This is a genomic window from Terriglobus tenax, assembly GCF_025685395.1.
GTDB lineage: Bacteria > Acidobacteriota > Terriglobia > Terriglobales > Acidobacteriaceae > Terriglobus > Terriglobus tenax.
Genome location: NZ_JAGSYA010000004.1, coordinates 2259473 through 2273005 on the forward strand (window position 1 = coordinate 2259473; position 13533 = coordinate 2273005).

Here is a 13533-nt window from a genome sequence, read left to right on the forward strand (position 1 = left end):
TTCTACAAGGGAGAGCTGTGTATGAAGAAGCTGTTGCTGTGGATGTTGGTCTTTCTGGCAGGCGTGGCGGGTGCGCGGGCACAGGCTCCCGTAGATATAACCGGAACATGGCAGGGCACCATGCAGCCGCAGGGCGCTCCGCGTGAACTGCGTATCCTGCTGAAGATCACAAAAGACGATGGCGTCCTGAAGGTCGTTGCCTACTCCATTGACCAGGGGGGAGCCCCGATGAACGCCACCGCTGCGTCTCTGAAGGGCGATACTTTTACCTTTGAGCAGGCAGCGCTTGCCGCCAAGTATGAAGGCAGGCTCGCTCCCGACGGCAAGAGCATGACCGGCACCTTTGCCCAGGCCGAGCGGCCCACGCCGCTCAACTTCGCCAAGGTCAACCCCGAGGCCGCCTGGGAGATACCCAAGCCGCCCGAGCGGCCCAAGCCCATGGACAAGAGCTACGATCCGGTCTTTGACGTAGCCACCATCAAGCAAAGCAACCCCGATACGCCGGGCATCAACTTCCGCTTCGGCGTCCGCCGCTTCCAGACCATCAACACCACGCTGGTCGACATGCTGAAGTTTGCCTACAAGCTGCAGGACAAGCAGCTCAGCGGACTACCCTCCTGGGCCAACGAGATCAAGTGGGATGTCGATGGCCGCCCCGATGGCGAAGGCCAGCCCAGCGCCGACCAGTGGCGCTCTGCCCTGAAGAAGCTGCTGGTCGAACGCTTTCAGCTCAAGTTCCACACCGAAGACCGCGAGCTGCCCGTCTACCTGCTGGAGCAGGCGAAGGGCGGCCAAAAGATGTCGCTCAACGAAAGTGGTCCGGATCGCGGCGCAGGTCTTCTCTTCCGTGGCCCTGGCATCTTTACAGCTCAGAACGCGACCATGGCGGACTTCGCCGGCCTGCTGCAGGAGACTCTTCTGGATCGTCCGGTGCTCGACAAGACCGGCCTCGGAACCGCGCATTACGACTTCAAGCTGACCTGGCAGCCAGATGCAACGCAGTTCGGCGGCCGTTTTGCCAATGCGCCGGTCTTCGATCCCCCACGTCCGGACCTCTACACTGCCGTGCAGGAGCAGGCAGGTTTGAAGATCACTCCCGCCAAGGCTCCGGCACAGGTTTTTGTATTTGAAAAGACGGAGAAGCCATCAGAGAATTAGTTACCGATGGAACGGCCTGCCCGCCGTATGGCTACAAGGGCAGGCCACACACCGGTCCGCAGGAGGCGGAAAGATGTTCATACGGGCCGCGAAGTCGCTGAGCTTTTCCTTGCTTCTCGTGTGTTGCATATCAGGCTTGGCGCAGAACGTCCCGCAGATGGCCGCGGATGCACATCCGTCTTTTGAAGTCGCCACCATCAAAATAAGCAATCCCAATGAACAGGGTCTGGGCTTTCGCCTGAGCGGGGAACGCCTGCTCGCCGTCCACGCCACCCTGTTCGACGTCATCAAGTGGGCATACGGCCTCCAGGCCAAGCAACTCCAGGGTTTACCGGAATGGGCGCTCGTCCAGAGATGGGATATCGAAGGAAAACCCGATGTCCCGGGATCTCCCAACCGGGAACAGGCCCGCGAGATGATGCGTAAACTGCTCACGGATCGTTTTCAGCTCCAGTTTCATATGGAAAAACAGACCATGGCCGTCTACCGGCTGGAACTGATGAGCGGACCTCTGAGGCTGATCAAGAGCACCTCCGGTGAACCCATCCCGGCAATGGGATTTCTTGACCCCGGCCTTCTGCTGGCGCGCAACGCCACCATGGATGAGTTGGCCAGCCTGATGCAGGAACGCCTGCTGGACCGCCCCGTTGCCAATAAGACCGGGCTTACTGGACGTTACGACCTGGCAGTGGACTTCGAGCCGCTCACGCCGCAGAACGACACAGCCGGGCAAGGACTCCCCGCCATGGCCTCTCAACGTTCTGACCTCTTTACCGCGCTCCAGGAGCAACTCGGCCTGCGTCTGCTCCCTGAAAAAGACGAAGTGAATGTGCTGACCGTGGATAAGGCAGAAAAACCCTCGGCTAACTAGGCACTCTGTCTTCTGTTCAAACTACTCGGGGATCAGGTGCTCCACATGGTCCACGATGTACACATGGATCGGCCCCTTCTGGCCTTTCAGCTTCAGCCCCAGTTGCTCCTGCAACTCCGTCGGAAACCATGGCGCGGTGTTCGGCGTGAAGGTTGGCTCCATCTCGTCATAGCCCAGGTTCAACACAAAGTCGACATTCTGATTCACTCCGGTCATGTCCACCACGGTGCGTTGCAGCCCCGTGTCTCCCGTGTAAGGAGCCACCAGCGCCGCAGCCACCAGGCTCAAGGGAACGTTCCGTCCGCCCACCGTAATCATGGACTTCGTCTCGGTCGGGGGATGCGGGTTCGGTAACCCGACGACAACACCGCACATCGGCGGATAGCCATCCTTTGGCATTTGTAGCCGACCTTCCGGCGGCGGTTGATCGCATGTCGCATCGTCAGCCGGGTGAATCCTCATCTGCGGTCCAAACTTCCCCGCCGTGCTTTGCACCATGGCATAAATGTTGGTCTCGATGGTTTCGGTATGGACCTTCAAGCCGAAGCGCTGTTCCAGCAGCGATCGCACCATGGCACGCATCTCGTCCTTGGTTGCATTCACCTTGTCTGTCTTCGCATCCACGTCAAAACGCTCGTTCAATACAAAGTCCGGGACATGGTGCTTCAGGTAGTTCTGCTGGTCTCCAGACATCTTGTAGGCAAACGCAATCAGCGTACGCAACGACTTGTTCCGCACGCGAAACAGCCCATGCGTGTCCTCGTAGAGGTCGCCAGGGTCAAGATCGACATTCGTCATAGGCGGAGGGCCGTACGGCGGCACGCCCAGGGTATTCAGTTTGACCGTGGCCACTTCAAACTCCACGTGCGGTATCGCAGCCATCTGCGCAGCCTGTGTCTCTTCTGCATGGGCAAAGACAGACGCTGCATGCACGCGCAACATACCGAGCGACAGTGGTGCAAACACGGCAACCAGCAGTAGACCCAGCAACCCTGCCAGTCGCATGCACCCAAGCCGCTCTGCTGGTCCGCCCCGCAGGATATGCGCAAGTCTGCGTTTCAACTCCGCACCGGTCATGCCCGACGCATACAACACCGGCATCGCTACATAGCCACGGCACACCGCAAGAATGCTTTCCGCATAGAGATGCGGGTCTGCCTGGGCGCGCAGCACGGCTTCATCACACGCCAGCTCACGCTCTTCAAGCAGATGGTTCCTGATCCACCACACCATCGGGTGAAACCAGAAGACCGCCTGCACCGCCATGTGCAGCATCGCCGTAAGATTGTCGCGCCGTCGTACATGTTCCATCTCATGCATCATCAGCGCTTCCATCTGCGCTCCGCTCAGTTGCGCCTGCATACCCGCCGGCAAAACAATGACAGGTCGTAGTACACCGAAGACTCCCGGCTCCATCCGCGTTTGCGAAAGATAGACCGGCACCTCCCCACACAGCTCCACAGGTGCGGCCTGACGCACTACGCCGCGCAGGCGTTGCCACTCCCGCCCCCAGAGAGAAGCAAGGCACATGGCTCCCAGTCCCCACGCGGCGAGCAGAGACGCGACAAGCCACGTGTGCTTGCCCTTGTCTTTGACCGTCGCACGCGGCTCTACCGCCACTGCGCTTGCCTCGTCGCTGGTGAACGGTTGCGCAACGGTCTGCATGCTTTGTTCCACGACCGGCATGGCCGGCACAACACGCGACGCGGAGCGCATGGAACTGCCCCAGGAAACCAGCAGCGCAAGCGGTAACAGGAACTTCAGCGAAGCCGCCATCCATACCGCGTAGCGCACACGTGCCTGCTGACGCCGCAGAAGAAGGGTCATCGCCCACGCGGCCGCGGCAAACAACGTGCTTTGCCAAAGGTGGTTTGAAACAGCACTCAGCCCATCGCTCCACAGCATGACTGCCTCCTTGTTTCCTACGGTAGTGCGCGTCTATTTCTTCTTGTCCCTGGCCATCGCTTTCAGCATCTGTTCTGCATCTTTTACATCGTCCATGGTCAGCTTGCCTGACCGCACAAGGTGCGCCATCAGCGGCTGCGACTTGCCGCCCAGCATGGACAGCAACTCATCGATGACACGACTCTGCGCCTTGTCGCGCGTCATGGCTGCGGCATACATGTGGAAGTTTCCCACCTTGCGCGTGCGCTTCAAGGCACCCTTGGTTTCAAGGCGGTTCACCACCGTCTGCACCGTGGTATACGCTGGACGCTTGCGTGCCGGAAAGCTCTCATGTATCTCGCGGATCGATGCCTCCGGCCGCGACCACAGCGCCTCCATCACCTGAAACTCCTGCCTGCTGAGCCGGATCTCTCCCACGGGTTCACCTCACCTACTACAGATGTAGGAATTAAATACTACACCTGTAGTAGAAAAACAAGGCCTCTTTCGACTGCCTGCCTGGAGCCCTCTGTTCCGCCCGGCTTATCGATGCATGCCCACCAGCGAAATGCCGCCCGTCAGCATGAAGTCATAAGGACGGTCTCTCCCGAGACCCACACCCGTCTGCAAAGACCCGTTCAGCGTTCCTCCAAAGATCTTCTTCAGGCCACGGCCATAACTTAGCGTGGCGGAGGAAGGCTGCTTGCGATTGGCCTCGTCGATCCTGAGATTCACATCCCCGTTGATCCACCATTGCAGACTGCGCGCGCTATACACCCCGTAGAGATCAAGGTCGGTGCGGTTGATCCGCGCACGGCTCTCCTGCCCGGCCAAGGAAACCTGCTGTTGCACAAACTGGGCCAGCAGAAACCGCGGTCCCCAGAAGCGCGCATACGCCGCACTTGGAGTAACGCTCCACTTGCCCGTGCCCACGGCATCGTCCTGCGAGGTTGGCAACGTGAGCGTCCCCGTCAGCAGGACACCGTGACTGGACGTAACGTGGGGAATCCACTGCGACTTCAACGCAAGATCACTCAGCACAAGCGACCCATGCGCGGGCGTCATAGGGCTGGCGGTCGCAAACGGCACCGAGATGCCCAGGCTCATGGAAGCGTTGCGCAACGGCTCCGTGTAGCCCAGCGACGAGGTAAACCCATGACCATTCGACAGGTGATCCCATTCCTGGCTGAACGAGAGTGTTCGAAAAAGAAACGTCGGGTTCTTTGAAACCGCGGGTTTCTCCGCAACAGAAGCATCCGTAGAGCGCGGTCGGGACTGGGCACGCGCCGGTACAACAGTCATCCCCGCCACCAGCAACATCACCGGCAATAAGTAACTCTTCATCGATTTCATTCCGCTGCTAACAACAGAAAGCGCCCGCCTCGTCAGAAGCGGGCGCTTCGGTGGATGGTTACTTCGCCAGCTTGCTGTCGAACCAGATCTTCCACATTGGGGTTGCCGTGGCGTAGGTGCCGCGATGCGTCGTCTTGCCCGTGGAGATAGCCTCCACCTGCATATTGCCGCTCCCCATGGCGCGCTGATAGTTCATGGCAAGTTCTCCAATGCCAATCGCGATCGCCTCGTCCGTTTCGCCATAGTAGTTATGCACCGGGCTCTTGATCACCCAGCGGTAGGCCTGCGTCTGGGCAGAGAGGCGGCCAAAAGCTGAGTTCGCGAAATACTGCGGATTGAAGTACTCCGGCCGGATAAGCTTGTGCAGGTCCGTTGGTACCTGCTTCGGATCAAACGGCAGCCGTTCATAGGCGCGGCGTGACACGTCGTAATACTCGTCGTTGATCAGCGCGTGCGCCAGGCCCGGCACGTTGTAATAGTTTTCAAACGAGAAGGAAGCCAGGATAAAGATCGTCGTCAGCCAGTCCGCATCGAACGGCCGCGGAAAGTCCAGCACGCCGCTGAAGGTCGCATAGCCATCCACCGGAGCACTGGCGGTCGCTGCCGCATCCACGGTGATACCAGCGGCCTCCAGCTTTTCCAGCATAGCCATGGTCACAAAGCCGCCCTGCGACCAGCCGCCGAGAAACAGCTTTGGCGATGCAATCTTCATCTGGGCCAGCACGGCGCGGCTGGCCATCAACATGTCATAGGTGGCCTGCTGGTGGCTTCCCTTCACCAGGTAGCCCTCCGGCTCCTTTGAGATACCCATGCCGAAGTAATCGGCGCCGATGACGATGTAGCCCTGGCCGGCGAACTGCGCCAGCATCAGCTGGGTTTCAGGCGATTGTTCCGGGTAGGAAGGTACCTGCTGCTTTCCGTACACGGTTCCGTGCTGATACGAAACCATCGGAAAGCTCGCGCCGGCCAGCTCTGGAATCGCCAGCAGTCCGGAAGCAACAATCGGTTTGTTGTTCTGTTCCGGAACGACCGAGTTGTAGGTCACACGGTAAAGCTTTACGGCATTGCGCGCCGGCGTATACGTAACGTTCACGCCAAAGAACTTGGGCGTGTCGGTCTTCAATACCTGGTTGAGTTTGTCCGCATCCCAGCGGCCGATGTACTGGTAGCTGACGCCGGATGTCACCTGCACCGGCGAAGCATCCTGCGCTGTGGCAGGAACCGCGAGCGATGCAAAGCTGGTTGCCAGAAAAAGTACTGCAAGAAAACGAACAAGACGAGCCACAAGTCCCCCGGAATCATTGCGAGACATCCTTCGAACAGACGTCACTGCGTTTGCTTGATGGAATAAGTGGGCTTGTTATACCACGCGCTCCCGGCCAACCGCCATGCCACAACCACCAGGTGCCTCCACGGGTTGCAGACGCAGAAAAGGGACGGCTCTCGCCGTCCCTTTTCCATCGGTCCATACCACCTGGACACTACTGGTTGAAGTTTGGTTCTTCGTCCTCTTCCGCGCCATAGCGGCGCAGCAGGTTCGGCAGGTTCTGGCTGAAGGCTGCCTTCGGCATTACCGTGTCGCAACCAACCTCGGTAGCCTTGGCCTTCAGGTCGCCCTGCAGCACGGAGAGGAAGCCGAGGATGGAAACCTTGCGCTTCAGCTTGGTGCGGATCTTCGGGATCAGCGTCAACGGCTTGGCGGCGGTGTTGTTCAGGTCGAATACGATCAGTGCCGGCCGCGTATGCTCCTCGCCAGAGAACAACTGTGCCAGCTGCTCTGGATCGTTCTTCGAGAAGGCCACCTTCACACCCAGCTTGCGGGCCGCTTCGTTGATCTTCGCCGTCAGGAATAGATCGTCGACGAAGAAGTAGATGTGTGTCGGCGCATCTTCACGAATCACCGTGGTGGTGACGGGGGCGCGCAACTCGGGCGGCAGACGGTCAATGTTGCCACCCTCAAAGTCATAATTGCGGCGCTGCTTGGAATGGCCGCCGCGCGTGTTGCCGTTCATCTCCATCGTCGAGGGAGACGTCTCCGCGTAGTTGCCATTGGCCTCGCGGTAGCTGTGGTCCATGGGACCGACAAAGCTGCGCGGACCCTTTGGCTTCTGCTTGCGGCGGGCAAATCCGTTGCTGCCATTCACGCTGTTGCCGGGCTCAATCTGGTTGCCGGGGCTGTACTCGCCACCAGTGCGCTGGCGTTCTCGACGCCGCTGCTTCTTCTTCCAACGCTTGGCGCTGGGGCTGTTCTGTCCCTGTCCCTGGCTTTGGCCCTGCGGGCTGCTGGCCTGGGGCTGGCGGGGCTGGGGAACAAAATCACTATCCTCACCACTCTGGATGACAATCTGGCCTTCTGCTGGCGCTGCCACGGCATCTCCGGTCTTGCTCTTGCGGCGGCGGCGACGACGGCGGCTGCTGCGGGATGTCCCCTGACCTGGGGCGGTGGATTGTCCGTTCTCGGAGCTTACAGGTGGCGGTGCCTGAGGCGCGGATGCCTCGGGTACGTTCTGCTCTGAATTCATGCTTCCACTTCCTGATTCACGTGCATCTTTTCGGTCCGAATGGCTCCGGGTCGCGTTTTATCAGGCACAGCGGCATCGAAAGCCGCATCCTGCGCAACCTTGGCGTCTAAAACCGGAACATCTTTGTCGGAGAAAACTGTCTCAAGTTCTACTCGAAAGGAGCTTCTTCTCGTCTATCTCTGGCTGTGTTCGCCGGCACCGTGTGCAGGCGCTTCCCACAACCCTTCGGCACACCCGTGTAACCGGTGAAGCCGTTTATCCATATGCCTGTAAGAATTGGAAACCCGGCGGGCCGTTCGAATCGCTCCATATGAGTCGATCACGGCCTCAGCCTTCCGATAGGCAACACCATACTACCCGAGGCCAGGGGGCTTGGCAAGCCAGCATTCCTGCCACTTAAGTGCAAAAGGCTACCGTTGTCGGTAGCCTTTCACAATGGCCATCACTGGCCTCCCATAAAATGGTTCCTAACCAGGAACCGGAAACCGTACCGGGGTTCACGTGCCTCTTTGGGCTGTGATATCTCTCCGGTCCGTTCGGTGCGTGCGTCTCGCGCATCTGCGAACCACCCTTCCTATATGCAAGGCTAGTGCCAAACTCTATTCAATTCAGAATCAACAACTTGCCGGTCAGGCTTCACAGTGTCTCTATTTTCTTTGGAATCCCATAGGCAGCAGACCTACGGTTTTCCATAGAACGAGACTGTTCTAGCGCTGGCAGGACGGGCAGTAGTGCGTTCCCCGTCCTGCCACCAGTACCCGCTTGACCGGCGTTTTGCAGGTAAGGCACGGGTCGCCCGTCCGCAGGTAGACCCGGTGCTCCAACTGAAAGAAGCCGCGCATGCCGTCGGCATCCACGTAGTCGGAAACCGAAGATCCGCCCAGCTTGATGGCGTGTTGCAGAACCGCTTTCAGAGCTTTCTGCAGCCGTTCCAACTCCACCCTTGTCAGCCGTCCGGCGTGTTTTGTAGGGCGGATCCCGGCGCGGTGCAGGCTCTCATCGGCATAGATATTACCGACTCCGTGCAGCAGTTTCTGGTTCAAAAGTGCGCTTTTAATGGGTGTTTTGCGGCCCCGGAAGAGCGCAATAAACTCGTCAATTCCAATTTTCAGAGGCTCAGCGCCTGGCCCAGCATAGCCGCGATCCACGCTGACCCGGCCAAACCGCCGCGGGTCGATAAACCGCACCTCGCGCCCTGACTTCAGATGCAGAACCGCGTGGGTATGCGGCGGCAAAGCGACATCGGCATCGTTCACCAGCAGGCGCCCCGTCATGCCCAGGTGCACCAGGAACTGATCTCCGCCTGCCAACTCAAACACGACCGTCTTGCCGATGCGGTGAACCTTACTGATCTTCTTTGTTTTCAGCGTTTCCGCGATCAAATCCGGGGGCGATTTCAGTGGCTCGGGCTTCTCGCCCAGCCACACGGAGACGATCGTATCGCCTGCTACGCGCTCGTTCAGGCCATTGGCAACGGTTTCAACCTCAGGAAGCTCAGGCACCTCCTGATTAGACAGCATTTGGGCCGGTTTCCGCATCTGAAGCTGTCTATCGGCGGATAGACGCTGTTTTGGTCTTTCCCCGGAAGGAGACAAAGCGATGCGTAGACTCGCAACCCTTGCACTTTGCGGCGCGATGCTGGCCCCCGTGGCCACTCCCGCCTTTTCTCAGCAGCGCCACGACGGTTTTTATGACGGGGCGCACCGCAGCTACTCCCGCAACGGCTACAACGACCAGTACGACCGGCGTTACTACCAGCAGCGCAAAGACAACGGCATTGGGCCGGGCAAAGGCGCGCTGATCGGTGGCGCGGGTGGTGCTGCTCTTGGAGCGCTGTTCGGCGGCGGCATGAAGGGCGCCCTGATCGGCGGTGCCGCCGGTGCCGGTGTGGGAGCTCTTGCCGGAAAGGCTGCCCAGAACAAGCGCCGGAACGACCGCAACCGCGATTATCGCGACTACCGTTACAACCGCCGGTAAACCAGCCACAGTGACCCAGGAGAGATAACGATGAAGACGATGGTACTTGCAGCAGTCATGATGGCCATTCCCGGCGCTCTGGTGGCCCAAGGCGTGAGCGGAACAACCCGGATGAAGGGTGAGGAGCCAAAACCCACCGCAAGCGCACAGAGCGGCGCCACGATGGCTGGAGAAAGTTCCGGCAACTGGACCAGCGAACAACTGCTCCCGTTGACCGTGCATGAAGCCTGGGTGCAGAGCGGTCGCAACGAAGACCGCTTCTTCGACATGGTGAAACAACTGGCCGAGTTCAGCGCGCAGAAGCGCGGCCTTACGCTGCCGGAAACCGAAACCGCGGGACAGAAGGCAGGCGACTGGATCAAGAAGGAAGCGAAAAAGGATCCGGACCAGTTGCTGTACGTCGTGGTGGACCGGGCTGTAGTGAAGGTAGGGACAAAGGGCTCCGCCGTCGCCGGCCGTTAGGCGGCGAAATAGGCCCCAAACTCCGTTGGGGTAAGAATGCCTTTAAGAACAATGGTTGAAAGATAAGAGTTATTCCGTAGTCTTAACCGTTTGTCGCGGAAAAGTGGATATTAGGCTCAAGTGATGCAGTATCAGTCACTTGAGCCTTTGTCTTGATTTAGAAAACCCGCCGGAAGAAAACGAACGTTTCGGACAGTTCCGTGGACCCCGGAAGGTTGCGTCCTATTAAATCCAAGATTTCCACGGTACCCTCATATCCACAGTGCGAAAGACGGGTGTGATTTAACGGAAATCCCATTTTTTAAGGCGATTCGTGCGGCTTAATTCGCACCCGCTTTTGCACACCGCGTTAGGAAAAGTGGAATTTTCCTCAATATCCACAGGGTTTTCCTTAACTGGAAAAGCGCGGCCAAATCGCTGCAGTATCCGTCAGAATCTGCATATGTCCATCCATCTCCGGGCGGTGACTGTCGTGCTGCTGACGGCATGGGTTGCACCGCGCGCGCAGCAGGCAGCCGATCCTCCGGCGAGTGCTCTTCATGAGCAGGCGGTGCGCCTTTTCTCGGAAGCAAAGCCCTACATCGATCTTCCCCTCCAGAAGCTGGAGCACCAGGTGGAGGAACTTCATGGGCTGAAGGCGGACGAGGACCAGGAGAAGCTGGAGGACGTGCTGGAGAGCGCCAGCGCGGCTGTGCTGCAGCAACTACCCCGCGTTCCGAACCTGGTGGCGCGGGAGGATGTTGCCTTTGAGACCGAGCAGTCTCAAATGGTGCGGGGCGCCGGCTTTGGCCGCAGGGGTGGAGGCGGCGTGTATGGCGTCGGAGACCGCCAGCTTGCCGTGATCCGTGAGAACAGCTACGAGTTTGTCATTCGTCGCCAGAAGGATGACGAGGGGATTCCCGTTCTGCAGGAGTCTCGCCGCGACCCGCGTACGGAGAAGGAGCCGGAAGGACAGCAATTGCCACAGGCGCTGGGATTCAGCCAGCTATGGATGTTGTTTACCCGGGAGGAGCTGCATCATCAGCGCTATCGCTACCTGGGGACGCAAAAGGTTCATGGCCAGGTAACAAACGTGCTTGCCTTTGCGCAGGTGCCGGAGCGGGTGTCGAATCCGGGCGTCATCCAGACGACCCAGGGGCCTGTGCCCATGCTGCAGCAGGGTATTGTCTGGATCGATGAACAGACAGGGCAGATTCTGCGCATCCGTACGGACCTTCTGGCTCCTGTGCCGCAGATCCAGGCCGAATCCATCAGCTCAACGGTAGAGTTCTCCGCGGTGCGCCTGCCGGGGCTGGAGGAACTTCTATGGCTACCCAAACACGTGGACCTTACCTGGACTATCCAGGGACAGTACGGCGGCGAGATACACCGTTATTCCAGGTACCGGTTATATAAGGCGAAGATACGCATCCTTATTCCGAAAGACGAAGACTTAGTCCGGGAGTAAGTCGAGAAATCGATTCATCCGGCTAAAGACCTCTACAATGCGAACGATATGCGCGGTAGGAACAGCCGCCGCGAAGGATTTTTCCTGTGCTTCTGTCGTCTCATGATCGTTTGTAGTGAATGAGGTGGATCCAGTGGTTGTAACTTGCAGATGTTAGTTAGAAGCAGACCCTTTCGGGATGACAATGACAAGAAAAGCAAAAGAGCCACCGTATCCGGTGGCTCTTCGCTTTGACTGATAACTAAGAACTAACAACTAATTCAAGGTTTCCATCAGCTTGTTGATGGTGCGGTTCAGATCTTTATCCGTGCGGCGCTGTTCGTCGATCTTGGCGATGGAGTGCATCACCGTGGTGTGGTGTTTGCCGCCGAACTGGCGACCGATTTCGGGCAGGCTGGCCTCGGTCATCTGCTTGGCCAGGTACATGGCGATCTGGCGCGGGACGACGATCTGGCGGGAGTTGTTCTTCTGCTTCAGCTCGGCCACGCGCATGCCGAACTGTTCGGCGACGGCGCGCTGGATGGCTTCGATCGTGATCTTGCGCACCTGGGTGTCAATGAACTGCTTCAGGCACTGCTGGGCCGTGGGCAGCGTGATCTCGACCCCGTGGAGCGAGCACCAGGCGATGAGGCGGACGAGTGCGCCTTCGAGCTCACGCACGTTGGTGCGGACGTTCGACGCGATAAAGAGAGCTACATCGGTCGGCAGCGGGGTGTGCTCGCTCTCGGCCTTCTTCTGCAGGATGGCGACCTTGGTCTCGAGATCGGGCGGCTGGATGTCGGCGATCAGACCCCATTCAAAGCGCGAGCGCAGGCGGTCTTCGAAGTCGGCCAGCTCTTTGGGCGGACGGTCCGATGCGATGACGATCTGCTTCATGGACTCGTGCAGCGCGTTGAAGGTATGGAAGAACTCCTCCTGCGTGCGCTCCTTGCCGGCCAGGAACTGGATGTCGTCGATCAGCAGCACGTCCACGTTGCGGTACTTGTCGCGGAAGCTGGTCATCTTGTCGTAGCGGACGGAGTTGATCATCTCATTGGTGAACTTTTCACCGGAGACATAGCTGATGGCCGCGTGCGGGTTGCGCTTCTTCACCTCGTGGCCGATGGCCTGCATCAGGTGGGTTTTGCCCATACCGACTCCGCCATAGAGAAAGAGCGGGTTGTAGGCCTTGGAGGGGCGCTCGGCGACGGCCAGCGATGCGGCGTGGGCGAACTGGTTGCCGCTGCCGATGACGAAGCCCTCGAAGACGTAGCGCGGGTTGAGCTGCGCGGCCGTGTTCCAGTCAAAGCGCGACTGCTCGGGCAGGTTGCCGTTCTGGCGGCCATTGGCTCCGCGGCCGTTGGGCAGGGACCGGTCAGGCTGCGGCGCAAAGCCGCCGTCCTCGCGCACCTTGGGCAGCGAAGGGTCTTCCTGGGGAGTGACGAAGAGAACCTTCTCGACCTCGAGACCGAGGTTGTCGATGGCCTCCATGATCAGGTTTTCGTAGCGATCGCCCACGTGTTGGAACTCAGCCGAGGGGATACGGACATACAGGGTTTTGCCGTTCACGTGCGAGAAGCGGGTGGGCTTGAACCAGGTGTCATACGACTGCCGGTTCACCTTTTTCTGCAACGCTTCCAGGATACGGACCCAGTGATTCAAAACAACGGTAGCAGTCGGTGCAAAGGACATGTCTTTCCTATTCGGTCCTACGAGCCGGTTTCCACGGGTACCTTGCGAGAGGGCTTCAACGGCAAACGAAAGTCTAGGCCCGCATGAGGAAATCTCAGGCGAGTGAGGGGGGAGAAGCGTTTGCTGGAATGCTCTGCGCGGCGTGGCGCCAGAGGGTTACTCTTTGAGGTTACTGCGTGTGAAAACAG

General features: G+C 59.1%; 12 protein-coding genes. 5 read left to right on the plus strand and 7 right to left on the minus strand.

Translation table 11 applies throughout. The features are described from left to right. The first annotated feature begins 21 nt into the window (after positions 1 to 21). A complete protein-coding gene (locus tag OHL13_RS14995) occupies positions 22 to 1158 on the plus strand; it encodes a TIGR03435 family protein (protein ID WP_263410934.1) in 1137 nt (378 codons plus the stop codon). A 73-nt stretch (positions 1159 to 1231) separates the two neighbouring features. Then, a complete protein-coding gene (locus tag OHL13_RS15000) occupies positions 1232 to 2029 on the plus strand; it encodes a TIGR03435 family protein (RefSeq protein ID WP_263410935.1) in 798 nt (265 codons plus the stop codon). Between the two features lie 21 nt (positions 2030 to 2050). On the opposite strand, the gene OHL13_RS15005 is transcribed toward OHL13_RS15000, so the two are convergent. The 6 genes from OHL13_RS15005 to mutM all read right to left on the minus strand — a co-directional run bounded on the left by OHL13_RS15005 (position 2051) and on the right by mutM (position 9290). After that, positions 2051 to 3934, minus strand: coding sequence for a M56 family metallopeptidase (locus OHL13_RS15005; protein ID WP_263410936.1), 1884 nt, complete (start codon positions 3932 to 3934; stop codon positions 2051 to 2053). A 33-nt stretch (positions 3935 to 3967) separates the two neighbouring features. Further along, positions 3968 to 4351, minus strand: coding sequence for a BlaI/MecI/CopY family transcriptional regulator (locus OHL13_RS15010; RefSeq protein WP_263410937.1), 384 nt, complete (start codon positions 4349 to 4351; stop codon positions 3968 to 3970). A gap of 105 nt (positions 4352 to 4456) precedes the next feature. Beyond that, a complete protein-coding gene (locus OHL13_RS15015; RefSeq protein ID WP_263410938.1) occupies positions 4457 to 5257 on the minus strand; it encodes a hypothetical protein in 801 nt (266 codons plus the stop codon). 67 nt (positions 5258 to 5324) lie between these two features. Continuing rightward, positions 5325 to 6551: an alpha/beta hydrolase family protein gene (locus tag OHL13_RS15020; RefSeq protein ID WP_263410939.1), complete on the minus strand. Its 1227-nt coding sequence runs from the start codon at positions 6549 to 6551 to the stop codon at positions 5325 to 5327. Positions 6552 to 6747: 196 nt separating this feature from the next. Further along, positions 6748 to 7788: a response regulator gene (locus OHL13_RS15025; RefSeq protein ID WP_263410940.1), complete on the minus strand. Its 1041-nt coding sequence runs from the start codon at positions 7786 to 7788 to the stop codon at positions 6748 to 6750. 707 nt (positions 7789 to 8495) lie between these two features. Next, positions 8496 to 9290, minus strand: coding sequence for a bifunctional DNA-formamidopyrimidine glycosylase/DNA-(apurinic or apyrimidinic site) lyase (gene mutM, locus OHL13_RS15030; RefSeq protein WP_263411671.1), 795 nt, complete (start codon positions 9288 to 9290; stop codon positions 8496 to 8498). A gap of 97 nt (positions 9291 to 9387) precedes the next feature. Here mutM and OHL13_RS15035 point away from each other — a divergent pair, with 97 nt between their 5' ends. The 3 genes from OHL13_RS15035 (at position 9388) to OHL13_RS15045 (ending at position 11674) form a co-directional block, all read left to right on the plus strand. Further along, on the plus strand, positions 9388 to 9765 hold the full coding sequence (locus OHL13_RS15035; protein ID WP_263410941.1) for a hypothetical protein: 378 nt from the start codon (positions 9388 to 9390) through the stop codon (positions 9763 to 9765). A 30-nt stretch (positions 9766 to 9795) separates the two neighbouring features. Beyond that, positions 9796 to 10227 carry a hypothetical protein gene (locus OHL13_RS15040; protein ID WP_263410942.1) on the plus strand — a complete coding sequence of 144 codons (432 nt, stop codon included), beginning with the start codon at positions 9796 to 9798 and terminating at the stop codon, positions 10225 to 10227. A gap of 442 nt (positions 10228 to 10669) precedes the next feature. After that, complete coding sequence (locus tag OHL13_RS15045; RefSeq protein ID WP_263410943.1) at positions 10670 to 11674, plus strand: hypothetical protein; 1005 nt, start codon at positions 10670 to 10672, stop codon at positions 11672 to 11674. Positions 11675 to 11929: 255 nt separating this feature from the next. On the opposite strand, the gene dnaA is transcribed toward OHL13_RS15045, so the two are convergent. Continuing rightward, positions 11930 to 13345, minus strand: a complete 1416-nt coding sequence (gene dnaA, locus OHL13_RS15050) for a chromosomal replication initiator protein DnaA (RefSeq protein WP_263410944.1) — start codon at positions 13343 to 13345, stop codon at positions 11930 to 11932. Positions 13346 to 13533 lie beyond the last annotated feature (188 nt).

What these genes read in the sequence shown, in the direction of transcription:
- OHL13_RS14995 (WP_263410934.1), top strand. Translation starts at nt 22, where the DNA reads ATGAAGAAGCTGTTGCTGTGGATGTTGGTCTTTCTGGCAGGCGTGGCG.
- OHL13_RS15000 (WP_263410935.1), top strand. Translation starts at nt 1,232, where the DNA reads ATGTTCATACGGGCCGCGAAGTCGCTGAGCTTTTCCTTGCTTCTCGTG.
- OHL13_RS15005 (WP_263410936.1), bottom strand. Translation starts at nt 3,934, where the DNA reads ATGCTGTGGAGCGATGGGCTGAGTGCTGTTTCAAACCACCTTTGGCAA.
- OHL13_RS15015 (WP_263410938.1), bottom strand. Translation starts at nt 5,257, where the DNA reads ATGAAGAGTTACTTATTGCCGGTGATGTTGCTGGTGGCGGGGATGACT.
- OHL13_RS15025 (WP_263410940.1), bottom strand. Translation starts at nt 7,788, where the DNA reads ATGAATTCAGAGCAGAACGTACCCGAGGCATCCGCGCCTCAGGCACCG.
- OHL13_RS15035 (WP_263410941.1), top strand. Translation starts at nt 9,388, where the DNA reads ATGCGTAGACTCGCAACCCTTGCACTTTGCGGCGCGATGCTGGCCCCC.
- OHL13_RS15040 (WP_263410942.1), top strand. Translation starts at nt 9,796, where the DNA reads ATGAAGACGATGGTACTTGCAGCAGTCATGATGGCCATTCCCGGCGCT.
- OHL13_RS15045 (WP_263410943.1), top strand. Translation starts at nt 10,670, where the DNA reads ATGTCCATCCATCTCCGGGCGGTGACTGTCGTGCTGCTGACGGCATGG.
- dnaA (WP_263410944.1), bottom strand. Translation starts at nt 13,345, where the DNA reads ATGTCCTTTGCACCGACTGCTACCGTTGTTTTGAATCACTGGGTCCGT.